At 74.5% G+C, this 18,414-nt stretch carries 16 protein-coding genes and 1 riboswitch; of the genes, 6 read left to right on the forward strand and 10 right to left on the reverse strand.

All coding sequences use genetic code 11. The features are described 5' to 3' along the window. The first annotated feature begins 46 nt into the window (after positions 1-46). The 5 genes from OG245_RS02455 to OG245_RS02475 all read left to right on the forward strand — a co-directional run bounded on the left by OG245_RS02455 (position 47) and on the right by OG245_RS02475 (position 5,692). Positions 47-1,057, forward strand: a complete 1,011-nt coding sequence (locus tag OG245_RS02455; protein ID WP_371621885.1) for a 3-hydroxyacyl-CoA dehydrogenase NAD-binding domain-containing protein — start codon at positions 47-49, stop codon at positions 1,055-1,057. After that, a complete protein-coding gene (locus OG245_RS02460; RefSeq protein ID WP_371621886.1) occupies positions 1,054-1,587 on the forward strand; it encodes a thioesterase family protein in 534 nt (177 codons plus the stop codon). The genes OG245_RS02455 and OG245_RS02460 overlap by 4 nt, the downstream gene beginning before the upstream one ends. Before the next feature lie 244 nt (positions 1,588-1,831). Next, positions 1,832-3,193, forward strand: a complete 1,362-nt coding sequence (locus tag OG245_RS02465) for a bifunctional o-acetylhomoserine/o-acetylserine sulfhydrylase (protein WP_371621887.1) — start codon at positions 1,832-1,834, stop codon at positions 3,191-3,193. Beyond that, positions 3,190-4,422: a homoserine O-acetyltransferase gene (locus tag OG245_RS02470; protein ID WP_371627789.1), complete on the forward strand. Its 1,233-nt coding sequence runs from the start codon at positions 3,190-3,192 to the stop codon at positions 4,420-4,422. Before OG245_RS02465 ends, OG245_RS02470 begins: the two co-directional genes overlap by 4 nt. 16 nt (positions 4,423-4,438) lie before the next feature. Continuing rightward, complete coding sequence (locus OG245_RS02475; RefSeq protein ID WP_371621888.1) at positions 4,439-5,692, forward strand: sulfite oxidase; 1,254 nt, start codon at positions 4,439-4,441, stop codon at positions 5,690-5,692. Between the two features lie 16 nt (positions 5,693-5,708). On the opposite strand, the gene OG245_RS02480 is transcribed toward OG245_RS02475, so the two are convergent. Beyond that, positions 5,709-6,503: an adenosylcobinamide amidohydrolase gene (locus OG245_RS02480; RefSeq protein ID WP_371621889.1), complete on the reverse strand. Its 795-nt coding sequence runs from the start codon at positions 6,501-6,503 to the stop codon at positions 5,709-5,711. Positions 6,504-6,731: 228 nt separating this feature from the next. Here OG245_RS02480 and OG245_RS02485 point away from each other — a divergent pair, with 228 nt between their 5' ends. After that, the gene (locus tag OG245_RS02485; RefSeq protein WP_371621890.1) at positions 6,732-7,781 is read left to right on the forward strand and encodes a PRC and DUF2382 domain-containing protein; all 1,050 of its coding nucleotides are present in this window, start codon (positions 6,732-6,734) and stop codon (positions 7,779-7,781) included. Between the two features lie 102 nt (positions 7,782-7,883). Here the strand turns inward: OG245_RS02485 and OG245_RS02490 are convergent, their stop codons facing one another. The 9 genes from OG245_RS02490 to OG245_RS02530 form a co-directional block, all read right to left on the reverse strand. Next, positions 7,884-8,708: an ABC transporter ATP-binding protein gene (locus tag OG245_RS02490; RefSeq protein ID WP_371621891.1), complete on the reverse strand. Its 825-nt coding sequence runs from the start codon at positions 8,706-8,708 to the stop codon at positions 7,884-7,886. Next, positions 8,705-9,754, reverse strand: a complete 1,050-nt coding sequence (locus OG245_RS02495; RefSeq protein ID WP_371621892.1) for a FecCD family ABC transporter permease — start codon at positions 9,752-9,754, stop codon at positions 8,705-8,707. The genes OG245_RS02490 and OG245_RS02495 overlap by 4 nt, the downstream gene beginning before the upstream one ends. A 56-nt stretch (positions 9,755-9,810) precedes the next feature. Further along, complete coding sequence (locus tag OG245_RS02500) at positions 9,811-10,860, reverse strand: ABC transporter substrate-binding protein (RefSeq protein ID WP_371621893.1); 1,050 nt, start codon at positions 10,858-10,860, stop codon at positions 9,811-9,813. A 59-nt stretch (positions 10,861-10,919) separates the two neighbouring features. Then, positions 10,920-11,106: riboswitch (cobalamin riboswitch) on the reverse strand. A 116-nt stretch (positions 11,107-11,222) separates the two neighbouring features. Then, positions 11,223-12,446 carry a beta-ketoacyl synthase gene (locus OG245_RS02505; RefSeq protein WP_371621894.1) on the reverse strand — a complete coding sequence of 408 codons (1,224 nt, stop codon included), beginning with the start codon at positions 12,444-12,446 and terminating at the stop codon, positions 11,223-11,225. Beyond that, positions 12,443-12,718, reverse strand: a complete 276-nt coding sequence (locus OG245_RS02510; RefSeq protein ID WP_371621895.1) for an acyl carrier protein — start codon at positions 12,716-12,718, stop codon at positions 12,443-12,445. Before OG245_RS02510 ends, OG245_RS02505 begins: the two co-directional genes overlap by 4 nt. A 105-nt stretch (positions 12,719-12,823) precedes the next feature. After that, positions 12,824-14,833: an acyl-CoA dehydrogenase gene (locus tag OG245_RS02515; RefSeq protein WP_371627790.1), complete on the reverse strand. Its 2,010-nt coding sequence runs from the start codon at positions 14,831-14,833 to the stop codon at positions 12,824-12,826. A 73-nt stretch (positions 14,834-14,906) separates the two neighbouring features. Then, complete coding sequence (locus OG245_RS02520; protein WP_371621896.1) at positions 14,907-16,163, reverse strand: beta-ketoacyl synthase; 1,257 nt, start codon at positions 16,161-16,163, stop codon at positions 14,907-14,909. Beyond that, positions 16,147-17,193: a beta-ketoacyl-ACP synthase III gene (locus OG245_RS02525; protein WP_371621897.1), complete on the reverse strand. Its 1,047-nt coding sequence runs from the start codon at positions 17,191-17,193 to the stop codon at positions 16,147-16,149. The genes OG245_RS02520 and OG245_RS02525 overlap by 17 nt, the downstream gene beginning before the upstream one ends. Positions 17,194-17,362: 169 nt before the next feature. After that, positions 17,363-18,295 (reverse strand): carbohydrate kinase, encoded by a 933-nt coding sequence (locus OG245_RS02530; protein ID WP_371621898.1) that lies wholly within the window; start codon positions 18,293-18,295, stop codon positions 17,363-17,365. Between the last annotated feature and the right edge of the window lie 119 nt (positions 18,296-18,414).

Below are 18,414 nucleotides of genomic sequence, written 5' to 3' on the forward strand. Positions count from 1 at the left end.
GTTCCTCCTCCCGCTCTCCCCCCACCATCTTTCTGGAGTGTCGCCCATGACTGTCACCCCCTCTGCCGCCGCCGCGACCGACGGCCCCGCCGCCCCCTGCGCCCCGGAGGACGTACGCCGTGTGGCGTGTGTCGGGGCCGGGGTGATCGGCGGAGGCTGGGCGGCGCACTTCCTCGCCCGCGGCTACGACGTCACCGCCTGGGACCCGGCCCCCGACGCGGCCGTCCGGCTGCGCCGGCTCATCGCCGCCGCCTGGCCCGCGCTGGAGCAGCTCGGACTGGCTCCCGGAGCGTCGCAGGACCGGCTCACCGTCACCGCGACCCTCGAAGAGGCCGTGGCCGACGCCCAGTTCGTCCAGGAGAGCGCCCCCGAGAAGCTGGAGCTGAAGCGCGATCTGCTGGCCCGGCTGGACGCCGCCGCGCCCGCCGGCACGGTGATCGCCTCGTCGACCTCCGGCTATCCGATGACGGACATGCAGACCGAGGCCGCCGACCCCGGGCGGCTCGTCGTCGGGCACCCCTTCAACCCGCCCTACCTCATTCCCCTGGTCGAGGTCGTCGGCGGTGAACGGACCGCGCCCGACGCGGTCGACTGGGCCTCGCGCTTCTACGGAGTCGCGGGCAAGTCCGTGATCACCATGGACCGCGAGGTGCCCGGCTTCATAGCCAATCGGCTCCAGGAGGCCCTGTGGCGCGAAGCCCTGCACATGGTCGCCAACGGCGAGGCCACGGTGGCGGAGATCGACGCGTCGATCACCGAGGGCCCGGGGCTGCGCTGGGCCGTCATGGGCCCGATGCTGACCTTCGCGCTCGCGGGCGGCGAGGGCGGGATGGCCCACATGCTCGACCACTTCGGGCCGTCGCTGAAGTCGCCCTGGACCCGGCTCGAAGCACCGGAACTGGACCGTGCCCTGTACGGGGCGGTGGTGGCCGGCTGCGAGGAGGCGGCGGGTGGCCGGAGCATCGCCGATCTGGTCGCCGAACGGGACCGGGGCGTCATCGACGTCCTGCGGGCGACGGGCCGCCTGCCCCGGACCGCCGAGGAGGCGACCCGGTGAGCGAGCACGCGCCCCCCGAGGAGACGACCGTGACCGACGACGCCACGGAACTCCCCCTGGTCCACCGGACGGTACGGCCCGAGTGGATCGACTACAACGGCCATATGAGCGAGGCGTTCTACGTCCTGGTCTTCGGGTACGCCACCGACGCGATGATGATCGAGACCGGTCTGCACGCCGGGTACCGGGAGAGCACCGGCTGCTCGCTCTACACCGTCGAGTCGCATCTGCGCTATCTCCGCGACGTGGCCGAGGGCGCCCATCTCGCCGTCCGCACCAGCCTGTTGGGCGTGGACGCGAAGAAGGCGCGCTTCAGCCACGAGCTGTACGTGGTCGGCGCACCCGACGGCGTACCGGAGCCGGATGCCGCCCCGGTGGCGACGAGCGAGCTGCTGGCGCTCCACGTCGACCAACGGGCGGGCCGCACCGTCCCGTTCCCGGACCCCGTACGGGAACGGCTGGCCGCGCTCGTCGAGCCGGCGCCCGCCTGGGCGGGCCGCTCGATCGCCGAGGTCCCGGCGGCCCGCTGAGCCGGCCCCACCCTCCGTCTCCGCCCTCCGTCTCCGCCCTCCGTCGCCGCGCCGACCCGGCCGGCGCGGGGGCGGCGGCCGGGAGCGGCCGGGAGCGGCCGGGTGTGACGTCTCCGTTGCCGCAGTGTTGCGGGGCATGACGTGCCGTTGCGGGTTCGTGGCCGGGCGGGCGACACGCTTCCGGGGGTGCGCGGTGCGGCCTACGGTCCGTATTCAGCCGTCACCGCCCCGTGCGAGGAACCACATGAGCCAGCCCCTCGACTCCGTCACCGCAGGCCACACCCCCGAGGACCAGCACCGTCAGGAGCCCGGCGCCGCCTGGTCGTTCGAGACCAAGCAGATCCACTCCGGCGCCGCCCCGGACCCGACGACCGGCGCCCGCGCGGTGCCGATCTACCAGTCGACGTCCTTCGTCTTCCGCGACACGCAGCACGCGGCCGACGTGTTCTCGCTGGCCGAACCGGGCAACATCTACACCCGCATCCACAACCCCACCCAGGACGTCCTGGAGCAGCGCATCGCCGCGCTGGAGGGCGGGGTCGCCGCCGTCGCGCTGGCTTCGGGGCAGGCCGCCGAGACGCTGGCGATCCTGACGCTGGCCGGAGCCGGGGACCACATCGTCTCCTCCCCGTCCCTGTACGGCGGCACCTACAACCTCTTCCGTCACACGCTTCCCCGTTTCGGCATCGAGGTGACGTTCGTCGAGGACCCGGAGGACCTGGATGCCTGGCGGGCCGCGGTGCGGCCCAACACGAAGGCGTTCTTCGCCGAGACCCTCGGCAATCCGCGCGGCGACGTGCTGGACGTCCGGGGCGTCGCGGACACCGCGCACACGGCCGGGGTGCCGCTCATCGTCGACAACACCGTGCCCACCCCCTTCCTGCTGCGGCCGATCGAGCACGGCGCGGACATCGTGGTCCACTCGGCGACCAAGTTCCTCGGCGGGCACGGCACGACGATCGGCGGCGTGGTCGTGGACGCCGGCACGTTCGACTTCGGGGCCCACGCGACACGCTTCCCCGACTTCCACGATCCCGACCCGAGCTACCACGGGCTGCGCTACTGGCCCGACCTGGGCCCGAGCGCGTTCGCGGTGAAGCTCCGGGTGCAGTTGCTGCGCGACCTGGGCCCCGCGCTCTCGCCGCACTCGGCGTTCCTGCTGCTCCAGGGCGTCGAGACGCTCAGCCTGCGACTGGAGCGGCACACCTCCAACGCGCTGGAACTGGCCCGCTGGCTGGAGCGGCGCGACGAGGTGGAGACCGTGCACTACGCGGGCCTGGAGTCGAACCGCTGGTACGAGGCCGGGCAGCGCTACCTTCCGCGCGGGGCCGGGGCCGTGCTGGCGTTCGAACTCAAGGATGGAGCCGAGGCAGGCCGCCGGTTCGTGGACGCCGTGGAGCTGTTCAGCCACCTCGCCAACATCGGTGACGTACGGAGCCTGATCATCCATCCGGCCTCCACCACGCACAGTCAGCTCACCGAGGAGCAGCTGCTCGCCACCGGTGCCACTCCCGGCCTGGTGCGGCTGTCCGTGGGGCTGGAGAACGTGGACGACCTCAAGGCCGACCTGGAGGCGGGTTTCCGGGCGGCGAAGGCGGCGTCCTGAACGACAAGGACCCGCACCGCGCGCTTCCCCTCCCGCCCGCGTCCGGCGGTCGGCGGGAGGGGGATCCGCCCGGTCGTCGCCGCTGGGCGGCGATCGAGGACCCGCTGCCCCTGGAGTCCGGCGTCCGGCTGCCGGGGGTGCGCCTGGCGTACGAGACCTGGGGGCAGCGGGCGGCGGACGGGTCCAACGCCGTGCTGGTGCTGCACGCGCTGACGGGCGACAGCCATGTGGCCGGGCCCGCCGGTCCGGGGCATCCGACGCCCGGCTGGTGGGACGCGCTGGTCGGTCCGGGCCGCGCGGTCGACACCGACCGCTGGTTCGTCGTCGCCCCCAACGTCCTGGGCGGCTGCCAGGGCAGCACCGGACCGTCCTCCCCCGGGCCCGACGGCACGCCGTGGGGGCCGCTGTTCCCGTACCTGAGCGTCCGGGACCAGGTGGCGGCCGAGGCGGCGCTCGCCGATGTGCTGGGCATCGAGCGGTGGGCGGCCGTCGTCGGCGGGTCGATGGGCGGCATGCGGGCCCTGGAGTGGGCGGTGAGCAGGCCGGGGCGCACCGGTTCGCTGCTCGTGCTCGCCGCCCCGGCGGTCGCCTCCGCCGAGCAGATCGCCTGGGGCTCGGTACAGATCGGCGCGATCCGCTCCGACCCCGGGTGGCGGGGCGGCGACTACCACGGGGAGCCCCCGGGCGGCGGCCCCCACCGGGGCCTCGGGCAGGCGCGCCGCATCGCCCACATCACGTACCGCGCCGAACCCGAGCTGGGCTCCCGCTTCGGCGGGGAGGCCCAGCCCGGGGAGCAGCCCGGGCACGGCGGCCGCTACCGGGTGGAGTCGTACCTCGACCACCACGCGGACAAGCTGGTGCGCCGGTTCGACGCGGGCAGCTATGTGACGCTCACCGAGGCGATGAACGGCCACGACGTCGGCCGGGGCCGCGGCGGGATCGCCCGCGCGCTGCGCCGGGCGGACATGCCCGCGCTGGTCGCGGGGGTCGACTCGGACCGGCTCTACCCCCTGGCGCAGCAGGAGCGGCTGGCCGCGCTGCTGCCGGGGGCGGACGCCCCGCGCACCATCTCCTCGGCCTGCGGGCACGACGGTTTCCTCATCGAGACGGAGCAGGTGGGCCTGCTCGTACGGGAGTTGCTGGCGAGCCTGCCGCAACCGCACGCACACCCCGCCCCCGAGCCCTCTCTGTCCCCTTCGGCCTCCACCCCGCCCCGCCTTCCCACCTGACCTGCGAGGAGCTTCCATGAGCCCGGTTCCGACCGAGGACGCCTACGACCGGATACGGATGCGGCAGTGGGCCGCCGGCCGGGCGCGCTCCGCCGGGATCGACCGCCGCGATCTGCTGAAGCTGGTCGCGGCGGCCTCGGCCGCCGTGCCTCTCGCCTCGGTCGCCGCACCCGCGCGGGCGGCCGGCGGGCTGCCCGGAGTGGTCAAACCACTGCCGCCGGAGCTGTTCACGCTGCGCGGCACCAACGCGGAGACGAACTTCGCCGCGCTGCGGGACACCGGGCTGCTCACGCCCGCCGACCGGTTCTTCGTCCGCAATCACACCGCCACCCCGCGCATCGACCGGTCCGACTGGAAGCTGACGGTCCGGGGCGACGGCCTGAGGGGCGGCCCGGTGGACTTCACCTTCGCGGATCTGCTGGCCCTCCCCGCGGTGACGCGCACCGCGTACGTGGAGTGCGCGGGCAACGGCCGCAGCTTCTTCACCTCGCAGCAGGGCCAGGCGGTCAGCGGCACCGCGTGGACGCTCGGGGCGATCGGGACGGCACGCTGGCGCGGGGTGCGGCTGGCGGACGTGTTGCGCCGGGCGGGAATCGGGCGGCACGCGGTCGACGTCCTGCCGCGCGGCCTGGACGCGGAGGTCGTCACCGACGGGGTGAACCTGGGGCGGGTGCGCCGTCCGCTGCCGGTGGCGAAGGCCCTGGACGACGTCCTGCTCGCGTACGAGATGAACGGCGAGCCGCTGCCGCCCGACCACGGCTTCCCGGTCCGGCTGGTCGTGCCGTCGTGGGTGGGCATCGCCAACATCAAGTGGGTCGGTGACATCGAGGTGAGCGCCGAGCCGCTGCTCACCCCCTGGAACACCGGCCTCTACCGGTTGTTCGGCCCCGGGCATCCGCCCGGGGGAAGCGCGCCGCTGACCCGGCAGACGCTGAAGAGCGCCTTCGAGCTGGCCCCGGGCGCTTCGTTCCCCGCCCGTCGGCGCACGCTGCTGACCGGGCGCTCCTGGTCGGGCGGGGCACCCGTGCGGGCCGTGGAGGTCAGCACCGACGGCGGGACGCACTGGCGGCCGGTCCGGCTGCGGGACGAGCCGCGGGCCGGGAGCTGGGTGCGCTGGACGGCCGACTGGGTGCCGAGGGAGCCGGGACCGGCCGTGCTGCTGGCGCGGGCGACGGACCGTTCGGGGCGTACGCAGCCGGCGGCCACCGCGCACAACACGCAGGGCTATCTGTTCGACGCGGTGGTGCGGCATCCGGTGACCGTGGTCTGAGCCGGACCGGGCCCCGTCACGGTGCGGTGCGGGCCCCCGCGAGCACGGCGGTGTGCACGGCGCGGGCGATCCGCGCGCCCCAGGTGGAACGGGGCCCGGCGAAGGGTTCGCCGCCGTCGGGCCCCGGCTCGGGGGCGGCGACGCACACGGCGTCCGTGGGGGTGCCCGAGCAGTCGAGTCCGGCGTCCAGGAGGGCCTGGACCTTGGCCTCCGTGGCGGTGGCGACGGCGTTGACGAGGGCGGCGTCGGAGAGTGCGACGGGCAGCGTGACGACGATATTGACGGTGCCCGGCCGGAACGGGGCCGCCGGGACTTCCCCGGACGCCGGCCGGTGCGGGGGTGCCGGGGCTTCCGCCGCCCCCGGCACCTGCGCCGCCCGGGTGGCGGTGTCCGGGGCCGCGGCCCAGCCCCGTACGCCGAGACCGGCGGTGACGGTCGCGGTGACTCCGCCGTCCTGGCCGGTCGTGTACGCGGCGACGTCGGCGGCGGTCATCAGCCCCGCGCCCGGTCCGGTGAGGCCCTCCGCGGCGGCGATCTCGGCGAGGTGCCGGTCCGGGTCGACGCGCGGGTAGCCACCGGGGACCTGGGCGTTGAGGATCCAGGCCCGGGTGCCGATGCCGCCGCCGAGAACGGCGCTGCTGCAGACCCGGACACCGGGCCCCAGCCGCCAGAGGAGGTGGTGGAGCCGGTGCCCGTCCTCGTGCCGGTCGCGCAGTTCGCCGCGTTGCGCGGGCGGCCGGAGGCGTACGGAAGAGATGGCGCACCCCTGGTGGCTCGGCGGGTCGGCGGTGGTCCGTCCTTCGGCCGCCACGGTCCGCCGATCATATGCGGGCCCCGGGGTCTCACCCGATTGGGCTAATGGGTTCTGCGGCGGCCCGGTGCCGCCGCACGGGCCCGGGGCCCCGCACCGGGCTTCCGGGAGCCCTGATCCGGGCGGGCGGGCGGTTGCAGCGTCCATGCGGGTGAGGCGCGATGGAATCCGGACGCGCCACCTCTGGTGGAGCCACCCACAGGGCGTGCCCGAGAGGAGGAATCGGTTATGGGAGCCGCTGACGGTTTCACGGATTCCGGAGAACTCGACGGTCTGACCGTGTACGACAACGACGGCGAGAAGGTCGGCAGTGTGGGCCGGGTGTACGTCGACGACGACACCGGCAAGCCCGACTGGGTCACGGTCAAGACCGGCCTGTTCGGCATGAAGGAGAGCTTCGTCCCGCTCGCCGGAGCCCGTCGGGTGGGCTCCGACCTGCACGTCGCGCATCCGAAGGACAGCGTCAAGGACGCACCGCGCGTCGACGCGGACGCGCACCTCTCCGTGGCCGAGGAGGAGGAGCTGTACCGGCACTACGGCCTGACCAGGAAGTCCGGCAATCTCGGTGAGAACCGCTCGGCGGGCATGGACGCGCCGACCGTCGCCGGGACCGGTGCGATGGGGGCGGCGGGCGCCGCCGGTGCGGCGGGCGCGGCCCGCGGGACCGGGAAGCCGGCCCCCGGCGCGGGGGCGACCGGAAAGGCCACCACCGCGGGCACGAGTGCCGGGACGACCGGCGCGGGAACGACGGGAGCGGGCATGGCAGGAGCAGGCAGCGGCACGGGCAGGCACCGCGACACGGACGCCTCCACCACGGCACGCCCGATGGCGGGCGCGGGCACGTCCCGGTCGGCCGACATGAGCGGCCGCGAGGAGATGATCCGCTCCGAGGAGCAGCTGCACGTGGGCAAGGAGGAGTACGAGAGCGGCAGGGCGCGGCTGCACAAGTACGTGGTGACCGAGGAGGTCACCCGGACCGTGCCCGTGTCCCACGAAGAGGTCCGTGTGGTCCGCGAACCGGTGCAGCCCGGTGAGAAGACCACCGGGACCACGGACTTCGGCGAGCAGGACGTCGAGGTGACGCTGCACGCGGAGCGCGCCACGGTGCGCAAGGAGGCCGTGCCGGTGGAGCGGGTCCGGCTGGAGACCAACCGGGTCACCGAGCAGAAGGAGGTCTCCGCCGAGGTCCGCAAGGAGAAGATCGACTACGCGGACGGCACGGAGATGGGCAAGGGCAAGGACGCCGGTGGCGAGTTCGGCCAGGGTCGTCGCCGCTGACCGGCACGTCCACAGGGGCCGCACGGCCGCTCCCACGTCCTCGGCCTCCGGGCGGACCCGTACCACGGGTCCGCCCGGAGGGCTGTGGGGCGCCGTCCGGGCTCAGCGGCGCGGCAGGAAACGTACGGAGGGGCGTCCGTCGGGCCCGTCCGGGGTGACGACCGCCCCGACCCCGTAGACGTCCTCGATGAGTTCCTCGGTGATGACCTCGGCCGGGGTGCCGCCGGCGACGACCCGGCCGGCTTTCATCACGGTGATCCGGTCGCAGAACATCGCGGCGAGGTTGAGGTCGTGCAGCGCGACGACGCTGGTGACGGGGAGGTCGGCGACCAGGGCGAGCAGGTCCAGCTGGTGCTGGATGTCGAGGTGGTTCGTCGGTTCGTCGAGCAGGAGCTCGCGGGGCTGCTGGGCCAGGGCGCGGGCGATCTGGACGCGTTGGCGTTCACCGCCGGACAGGGTGTGCCAGGACTGCCCGGCGTGGCCGTCGAGCCCGGTGCGGCGCAGTGCCTCGGTGACGGCTTCCTCGTCGGTGCGGTCCGGGGCGGCCCAGGCGCGGCGGTGCGGGATGCGGCCGAGGCGTACGACGTCCAGGACGCTGAGGTCGACCTGGGTGGCCGCGTGCTGGTCGACGACGGCGATCCGGCGGGCGACGGTGCGGCGGGCGAGCCCGGCCAGCGGGTTCCCGTCCAGGGTGACGACGCCGGTGTCCGGGGCGAGGAGGCCCGCGAGGATCCGCAGCAGGGTGGACTTGCCGGAGCCGTTGGGGCCGAGCAGTCCGACGGTGGAGCCGGGCCGCGGGGTGATGCACACGCCGTCGAGGATGAGCCGGCCGCCCGCCTCCCGGCCGACCCGCTCCGCGCGCAGGCCTTCACAGCCGTTCGGGGTGCGGCTCACGACGTGCTCCGGACCGTTCGTGGTGCGGCTCATGACGTGCTCCGGGTGCGGTACAGGACGAGGACGAAGGCGGGGACGCCGATCAGCGCGGTGACGACGCCGACCGGTACCTCCTGCGGGTCCAGGACGGTCCGGGCGAGGGTGTCGACCCAGACCAGGAACACGGCCCCGGCGAGCGCGGTGACCGGGAGGAGCCGCCGGTGCCCGGAGCCGGTGAGGGCGCGGGCGGCGTGCGGCAGGACCAGGCCGACGAAGCCGATCGCCCCGGCGGCGCTGACCAGGGCGGCGGTCAGCAGCGCGGTGGTGCACAGCAGCACGAACCGGGTGCGGGCGACGTTCACGCCGAGAGCGGCGGCGGCGTCCTGCCCGAAGGCGAAGGCGTCGAGCGTACGGGCGTGGGCCAGGCAGATCACCAGGCAGACGGCGAGGACGGCGGAGCAGAGGACGACCTCGCTCCAGCCGACCCCGCTGAGCGAGCCGAGGAGCCAGAACAGCACCCCGCGGGTCTGTTCGGCGTCGGCGGAGGTCATCACGACGAAGGAGGTGAGGGCGGAGAAGAGCTGCATCGCGGCGACGCCGGAGAGGACGACCCGGTCGGTGGAGCCGCCGAGGGTGTGGCTGAGCAGCAGCACCAGGGCGAACGAGAGCAGCGCCCCGACGAACGCCCCGGCCGACAGCGACACAGCTCCCCCGCCGACCCCGAGGACGACCACCACGACCGCCCCGGTCGAGGCCCCGGAGGAGACGCCGAGGACGAAGGGGTCGGCGAGCGGGTTGCGCAGCAGGGACTGCATCACCGTGCCGCAGACCGCGAGCCCCGCGCCGCACACGGCGGCGAGGAGGGTGCGGGGCATGCGGAGGTTCCAGATGATGCCGTCCCGGATCGGGCTGAGCCCCGAGTCGCCGAACCCGAGGTGCGCGGCGACGGCGGAGAAGACGTCGGGCACGGAGATCCGGGCGGGCCCGATGGTCACGGCGACCGCGACGGAGAGCAGCAGGAGCAGGATCCCGCCCGCCGAGAGCGGCACGGCGAGGCGGGCGACGTTCCGGAAGGGGCCGGGCCGGGAGGCGGGTGGCACCGCGTCCCTCTCCCCGGCCGGGGGCGCAGGCTCCGCCGCCGTACGGTTCCCGGTGCTCACCCCGCGAGCCCGAAGCCGCGCAGTCCGGCCGCGACGCGTTCCAGGCCCTCGACCGTCCGGATGGTGGGGTTCAGGGCCTGTCCGCTGAGCAGCACGTAGCGGCGGTTCTTCACGGCGTCCATGGTCCTGGTGACCGGGTTGGACTCCAGGAACTCGATCTTCTTCGCGGCGCTCTCGGCGGTCTGCGTCGTACGGGTCAGATCGCCGATGACCAGGACGTCGGGGTTGCGGTCGGCGACGGTCTCCCAGCTGATCCGGGGCCATTCGTCGCGGGTGTCGTCGAAGACGTTCTTCGCGCCGAGCTCCTCGGTGATGACGCCGGGGGCTCCGCAACAGCCCGCGAGGTAGGGGGCCTTGGAGTCGGAGAACCAGTAGAGGAGGGAGGTGTCCGACGCGTCGACGCCGTCGGTGGCCCGCTCCACGCGCGCCCGGAGCTTCTTCACCAGGGCGTCGCCGCGCTCGGGAACGCCGAACACCCTGGCCAGTTCGCGGACTTCCGTGTGGACGGAGTCCATCGTCAGCGGCGCGGTGCGGGCTCCGTCGCCGCCACCGCTGTTGTCCTTGCCCGCGCAGTCGGCGGGCGAGATGTAGGTGGGGACGCCGAGTTGCTCGAACTGTTCGCGGGGCGCGACACCGCCCTTGGCGAGGGTGGAGGTGAAGGACGCGGAGAGGAAGTCGGGCTCCTGGTCGAGGACCTTCTCCGAGGAGGGCCGGTTCTCCGAGATCCGCTCGACGCCCGCGTTCGCCTTCTCCAGCCCCTTCATGACCGGGTCGGTCCAGGTGGCGGTGGCGGCGAGCCGGTCGGCCAGTCCGAGCGAGAGCAGGATCTCCGTCGATCCCTGGTCGACGGAGACGGCCCGCTCGGGCGGGGCCTGCACGGTGACGGTGCGCCCGCAGTTCTTGAGCGTGACCGGGAATCCGTCGGCGGTGCCGCCCGCGGCGGCCGTGCCGGTGCTCCCGTCGCCGCCGCAGGCGGTCAGCAGGAGGAGTCCCGCCGCGAGCAGGGCGGCGGTGCGTATCGGGGCGGGGGTGGCCGTGGGCAGCACGAAGGACCTCGGTGTCTCTGGGCCCAGCCGCGGAGCCCGTCGTACGGTTCCCGCGCCACGGTGCGGGCGCGGGTGCCAGCAGGTCTTCGGACTCGGGTTCGTCCGGGCGGGACGCCTTCCCGGAGCACATCCGTGCTCCAGTGGCCGTGGCCCCGCCCGTCCCCCTCACCGCTGCGCGTCAGTTCCGGATTCGCACCGGATTCCCTGACCCCGTCGTGGGGTTCGACTGGCCCCGGCAAGCTATCACGGGCCTTCGCGCAGGTCGGAGGCGGTGCGGCGGGCCGCTGTGCACGAGGCCGGTGCGGCGCGGGATCGGCCCGCCACACCGGCCCGGCGGATTCCGCCCGGCTCCGGAGCGGGGGTTACGGAGCCTGGAGCGCGATCACCGCGTTCTGGCCGCCGAAGCCGAAGGAGTGGCTGACGGCCCGCCGTACGGGCACCTCGCGCGGGACCTTGGTGACGCAGTCGATGTCGAACCCGGGCTCGGGGGCGTCCAGGTTCGCGATCGGGGGGACCACTCCGTGCTGGAGCGTCAGGATCGTCAGGCCCGCCTCGATGGCGCCGGCCGCCCCCATGCAGTGACCCAGCACGCCCTTGGGTGCGGTGACGGGCGGCCGGTGCGGATAGGACCGGGCGATGAGGGCGGCCTCGGTGGCGTCGTTGAGGGGGGTCGACGTCCCGTGCGCGTTGACGTGGTCGACGTCCTCGGCGCGCCAGCCGGCGTCGCGCAGCGCGGCGTCGACCGCCGCCCGTGCGACGTCCCCGGACGGGTGGGGGCTGGTGGGGTGGTGGGCGTCGGTGGTGGCGCCCGCGCCCGCGATCAGCGCCCGGGGGACGGCGCCTCTCGCCCGGGCGTCCTCCGCCCGCTCCAGGACCATGATGGCCGCGCCCTCGCCCATGACGATCCCGGCCCGGTCCGCCGAGAAGGGGCGGCAGAGGCGGGCGGGGTCGCCGTCCCGCAGCGCCGCCGCGCCCGAGCGGGCGAAGCCGGTCATGGCGACCGGGAACACGATCGACTCGGTGGCCCCGGCGATGGCGATGTCGCACTGGCCCAGCGTCAGCATGTCCCGGGCCACCGACAGCGCGGTCACCCCGGACGAACAGGCCGTGCACGGCGCCAGGCTGGGGCCGGTGGCCCGCATCCCGATGGCGATCTCGGCCGCGGGCATGTTCGGGATGGTCAGCAGGATGCCCGAGGGCGAGGTGGCGCCGGGGCCCCGCCGCTCCAGGACGACGGCCTGTTCGGTGAGTCCGGCGGATCCTCCGCTGCTGGTGCCGACGACGACGGCGACGCGGGTGCCGTCCCAGTGCGCGGGGTCGAGCCCGGCGTCGGCGACCGCCTCCCGGGCGGCCAGGACGGCGAACTTGACGTACCGGCCCATCCGGAAGGCGGTCCGGCCGCCGACCGCGTCGTCGAGGTCGACGCCGGAGACCGTACAGGCGAAGTCGACTTCGCAGCCCAGCAGTTCGGGGACGGTGCGGGCGGGCGACACGCCCGCGCAGACGCCGTCCCAGGTGGTGTCGGTGGTGTGGCCGGCCGGGGTGATCATTCCGAGCCCGGTGACGGCGATGGCGGGTCGCTTCATCGGGTGTTGCTCACCGGCACCGTGGCCTCCGCCGCCGCGCTGCCGACGGCCACGTCGATGTAGGCGGAGATGTCGGCCAGCGTGGCGTCCTTGTACAGCTTCTGCGAGTCCGCGTCGACGCCCAGGGTCTCCTTGATGACGACGGCGAACTCGGCGACCGCGAGGGAGTCCATCTCCAGGCTGTCCATGGTGGACTCCGGCAGGATCTCGGCGGCGGGCACCTTGAACGTCCCGGTCAGCACCTCGGTGATCTTGGGGTGGATGGTCTTCATGGTGATTCCTCTCATCGGCGTCTCATCGGCTTGGCTTCGTGCCGCGCGGCGGGTGTGCGAACGCGACGGCCCACCGCCCGATGTAACTGGATGGCGACCCTCCGGTTACGCCTTCGGGCGAACCGATTCATCTACGCTCACCTGCGGCTTCTCGAACCATCGGGAGAGCATGGAGGTGGTCCCCCAGTACGCCAGCAGGACCCCCCGGGTACCGAGCGCCGCCACCTTCTCGCGCAGCGGGCGCCTCCTGCTGCCGCAGACGGGTCGCCGGAACTCCGCCGCGCGGCCCCGGATTCCCGCCCGGCGGCCCCGGTGCCAGGGCCCCTCCGGGTCGTCGTAGACGTCCGCGTAGCCGGGCCCCGCGATCGGCCAGTCCGACATCAGGCGCTCGGGGAGGGCGAAGGACTCCACCAGGGCGGGGGTGTGTTCGGCCACGACGGCGACCGCGTCCTCCACCGCGTCGGGCAGAAAGGTGACCTGATCGGCTGTCAGCCGTCCGGAGGCGAGGAGGTCGCCGCTGTTGCGGGCGATCCACCGGAGCGCGAAGAGCCGGCGCAGCTCGGTCAGCCGTTCGCGCGCCGCACCCTCGGGCAGGGAGGCGACGGCCTCGGCGTACGCTTCGTCCGCCTGCCGGTAGGCGTGTGCCTCGACGCCGCGCAGCGCGGCCGAGGAGGCGGCGTTCCACCGGCCGAGCGGGTCGCCGGGCGGGGCGGCGGCCATCCGCTCGCGGGCGCGGGCGAACCAGAGGTCCTCCACGGCCGCGAACAGCCGGCCGAGGAACGCGGGGTCGCCCGTGTCGCCGGGGCCTTCCGGGGGCGGTTCCGGGGCGGTGGCGCTGAACAGCATCTCGGCGGCCGCCTTGGCGTGCACGGCGAGGTTGTCGCCCTCGGCGGTGATCGCGCCCTCGATGCCGGTGAACAGCTCGGTCATGCCGTTGTTCTCCATGAGGCCCTGGGCGCCGCACCGTTCGCGGCATTCGACGATGACGGCACGCGCCTGCCAGGTGATCCACCCCTTGGCGACCGCCACCAGGCGCTCCGCCTCGCCCCGGCCGGCCGCCGGGGCCGACTCCCAGCGGTCCAGGGCCCTGCGGTGCAGCAGGCTCATCGCGTAGACGGTGGCCATCGCTCCGGCCAGCGGCCCGTGGTGGGTGCGGTGCGCGTACACCGGGACCCGTTGGGCGGGGCGCGAACCGGAGATCATCCGGTGACCGGCGTAGCGGACGGCGATGGCCAGGGTGACCCGGGCGGAGCCGACCGCGCAGGCGCTCATGGAGAGCTTGCCGGGCGTGACCCGGCCGATGGAGGCGAGGAACCGCCTTCTGCGGTTGGGGACTTCGCTGCGGAAGCGCCCGTCGTCGCCGATCCGCCCGTGCTCTCCGGCGAGCAGCGCGCCGCGCGGGACGAAGCGGCGGTCGAAGGAGGTCAGGCAGTGGTCGACCGGGGAACCCATCCGGGCGGGCAGCCGCCGCACCCGGACGCCGGGCAGGGCGCGGTGGGCGTCGGTGAGCGGGACGAGGAAGAGGAAGACACCGTGGTCGGCGCCGTCGACGAGCAGCCGGGCCGTCACGACACCGGACTTGGGACCTCCGGCCGGGCTGGTGTTGGGCATGAACTTCTGCGCCCCGGCGTGCGGGGTGTGCAGCACGAAGCCGTCGCGTTCGCGGTCGTAGGTCGCGGTCGTCTCGATGGCCGCCGCGTCGTTGCCGTGCGCCACCTCCGTACAGAGGAAGGTGCCCACGCGCCGCAGGGCGAGGAACTCCGACAAGTCGCGGAGCGTGCCCGCGTCGTGGTCGAGGAGGCTGCCGAGGAAGAGGTTGTAGTGGATGCCCGCCACCGTGGTCAGTGCCGGGTCGACGGGGCCGAGCCACTCGTGCAGGGCGGCCAGCGCCCGGGGGTCGGCTGCCAGCCTCGCGCCGCTGTCGAGCGTGTTGTTGAGGATCCGCAGCCGGTGGTAGGAGAGGGCGAGTCGTTCGTCGGGGGTGCCGCTACCGGGACGGCGAAACGGTTCTGTCGTGAGCAGCCGACGCCAGAACCCGTGCTCCTGGCGGAAGTTCGGTCCGAAGAGCACCGCTGTGAGCAGGTCGTTCGTGGACGGCGGGGCCGCGTCGTTCATGATTACGGTCACGACAGAGTAACGATCAAGGAACGGCGAGGACACCCTCGCCGTCCCGAAATGCCCCTGTGGATCAGGCGCGTTGGAACGCCAGGGCGACGTTGTGGCCGCCGAAGCCGAAGGAGTGGCTCAGGGCCGTCTCGACCCGCTGGTGACGGGGCTCCTTGGTCACGCAGTCGAGCGGGAAGGCGTCGGGGAACGCGTCCAGGTTGGCGACCGGCGGGATGACGGAACGTTCCAGCGTCAGGACGGTGGCCACCGCCTCGATCGCGCCCGCCGCCGCCAGGGTGTGCCCGACGACTCCCTTGGGCGCGGTCACCGGCGGCCGGTGCGGGAAGAGCCGGGAGATGAGGGTGGTCTCCATCGCGTCGTTGAGGGGTGTGGAGGTGCCGTGGGCGTTGATGTGGTCGACGTCGCCGGGCGTCCAGCCCGCCTGGTCCAGCGCCGCCTGGACCGCCCGCTGGGCGCCGTACCCGTCGGGGGCCGGGGCGGTGGGGTGGTGGGCGTCCGTGCTGGAGCCGGCCCCGGTGAGCAGGGCGCGCGGGCGGCCGCCGCGGGCGCGGGCCCCCGCCTCGCGCTCCAGGACGAGCATCGCGGCGCCCTCGCCGATGACGAAGCCGTCCCGGTCGGCGGCGAACGGGCGGGACGCGCCCGCCGGGTCGCCGGTGCGGGTGGAGAGCGCGCCCATCCGGGCGAACGCGGTGACCACCAGCGGGGTCAGCACCGACTCCGCGCCGCCCGCGACCACCACGTCGCAACTGCCGCCGAGCAGCAGGTCGCGGGCGACGGCGAGGGCGGTGGCCCCGGAGGCGCAGGCGGTGGCGGGGGCGAGGCTCGGGCCGCCGGCCTTCAGCGCGATGGCGACCTCGCCCGCCGCCGCGTTGGGGATCATCATCGGGACGAGCAGCGGGGAGACCGCGTCGGGGCCCGAGGCGGCCAGCTTGGCCGCGTTGTCCACCAGGACGGAGACGCCGCCCACGCCCACGCCGAGGACCACCCCGACCCGGCTGCCGTCCCACCGTGCCGGGTCGAGACCGGCGTCGGCGACGGCCTGCCGGGCGGCCACGAGTGCCAGCTTCACGAACCTGGCCATCCGCCACACCGACCGGCCGCCCACCGCCGCGTCCAGATCGACGCCGTCCACCGGACAGGCGAAGTCGACCGGGAGACCGGCCAGTTCCTCGCACCGCCGGGCCGTGGAGTGCCCGGAGCACAGCTTCTCCCAGAAGCTGTGCTCGTCCGCCCCTGCGGGTGTCACCAGGCCGACCCCCGTCACCGCGATGGCGGTGCCGGCTCCGGTCTCGGTGCCCTGATCAGCGGGGAGCGACATGCTGTGTTCCTTCCGTAGAATCCGTGGAAATGGTCCCCGGGGTACCCGGCCAGCGCAGTGCCGCCGAGCCCCAGGTCAGTCCGCCCCCGAAGGCGGTGAGCAGCACCCGGTCGCCGGAGCGGAGGCGGCCGCGGCCCGCCGCGTCGGCCAGGGCCAGCGGGATGGAGGCGGCGCCGGTGTTGCCGACCCGCTCCACATGGGTCACGCAGCGCTGCGGCGCGATGCCGACCCGCTCCGCGACGGCGTGCAGGATCCGGGCGTTGGCCTGGTGCGGCACGAAGCGGTCGACCTCGGCCGGGTCCCAGCCGACCCGGGCCAGGAGCGTCCGGCAGGAGCCGGTCATCCGCTCGACGGCGTGCTGGTAGACGGTGCCGCCCTGCATCCGGAAGTACCCGTCGTCCGGGGCCGGCGGCCTTCCGCTCGCCCGCGCGCGGGCCCCGCCGCCGGGGACGGTGATCAGGTCGTTGCCCGTGCCGTCGCTGCCCAGGTCGAACGCGAGCAGTTCTCCGGGATCGCCGGGGCGCCCGGCCGCGACCAGCGCGGCGCCCGCCCCGTCGCCGAAGACGACGCCCGCCGAGCGGTCGGCCGGGTCGAGCCAGGTCGAGTAGACATCGGCGCCGACCAGCAGGACGCGCCCGTACAGGCCCGAGGCCACCAGCCCGTGGCAGACGGCGAGCCCGTAGACGAAGCCGCTGCACACGGCGGCGATGTCCAGGGCCGGTACGGTGCCGAGCCCGAGCCGGGCCGCCAGCGCGGGGGCGGTGCCCGGACAGAGGTGGTCGGGGGTGGCGGTGGCGAGGACCACCGCGTCCACCCCGACCGCCGCCGGGGCGCGGGCCAGCAGCCGGGAGGCCGCCTCGTAGGCGAGGTCCCCGGTGGCGACGCCCGGCCCCGCGCGGTGCCGGCTGCCGATGCCGGTGCGGCGGCGGACCCAGGCGTCGTCGACGTCCCAGTCCGCGGGGAGCCGGTCGTTGCCGACCGGCTCCCCCGGTACCCATCCCGCCACGCTCTCCAGCACCGCCGTGCGCACCCCGGCCCCTAAGACGCCCGTCCGCGTCCCCGGCTCCGCAGTGCTGTCGGCCGTCCGTCTCCTCGCCACCCGTTGCCCCGATCCCGTTGCCGTACTGCATCCGGTTGACGAACGGCGGAACGTCTCACGAGGGTGCGTTCGACTGCGCCGAACGGGTCATGACGTGGCGTCAGCTGTCGGCGAGCGCCTCGCGGAGCTCGTCCGCGCCGGGCGGGTTGGCCCCCGCCCGGGAGACGGTCACGGCGGCGGAGGCGACCGCGTGGCGCAGGACGTCGGCGACGACGTCCCGGTCCACGGCGTGCAGCCGGTCACGGCCGCCGGGACCGAGGAGGCCGTGCGCGGCGAGGGCGTGGAGCGTGCCCGACATGAACGCGTCGCCCGCGCCGACGGTGTCGACGACGTCGACCGGCGGGGCCCCGACCGTGATCCGGCCGCCGGGCAGAACGGCCAGGGCCCCGGCGCCGCCCCGGGTCACGAGCACGACGGCGGGCCCGCGCTCCAGCCAGCGCGCCGCGACCCGCTCCGGCTCCTCTCCCGGATACAGCCACTCCAGGTCCTCGTCGCTCGCCTTGACCAGATCGCTCAGCCCGACGCACTCCTCGACCCGGCGCACGGCCGCCGCGTGGTCGCCCATGAGGGCCGGCCGCACATTGGGGTCGTAGCTGACGGTCGCGGTGGCCCGGGCGGCGCGCACGAGGTCCAGGACCGTGGCGGAACCGGGCTCCGCCACCGCACCGATCGACCCCGTGTGCACGTGCACCGGAGCGGGTTCGACGGCGACCGGGGCGAGGGTCCAGGAGACGTCGAAGGCGTAGCTGGCCTGCCCGGCCCCGTCCAGGGTGACGGCGGCCGACGGAGTGGGTGCGGTGGATCCGTCGGTGCGGACGTCGACTCCGCCGGAGGCGAGGTGCTCCCGGATGAGCCGCCCGTTCCCGTCGGGGCCGAGCTGGGTGAGCAGGACGGCGCGGTGGCCGAGGCGGGCCAGGCCGTACGCGACGTTGGCGGGGCTGCCGCCCGGGTGGACCCGGGGGGCCTCGTCCGGCAGCCGGACGATGTCGGCGACGCATTCGCCGACGACCAGCAGTTCGCTGTGGTCGAGCATGGGGTGGGGTCTCCTAGAGTGCCGTGGCGTGGGTGTCCTGGTAGGCGGCGCGGCCTCCGAACACGTTCGGACCGATCCTGCCCCGTCGATCCGTCGGTGGACGTCCGCCTGCCGGTGCA

The sequence above is a fragment of the Streptomyces sp. NBC_01116 genome (assembly GCF_041435495.1).
Lineage (GTDB): Bacteria > Actinomycetota > Actinomycetes > Streptomycetales > Streptomycetaceae > Streptomyces.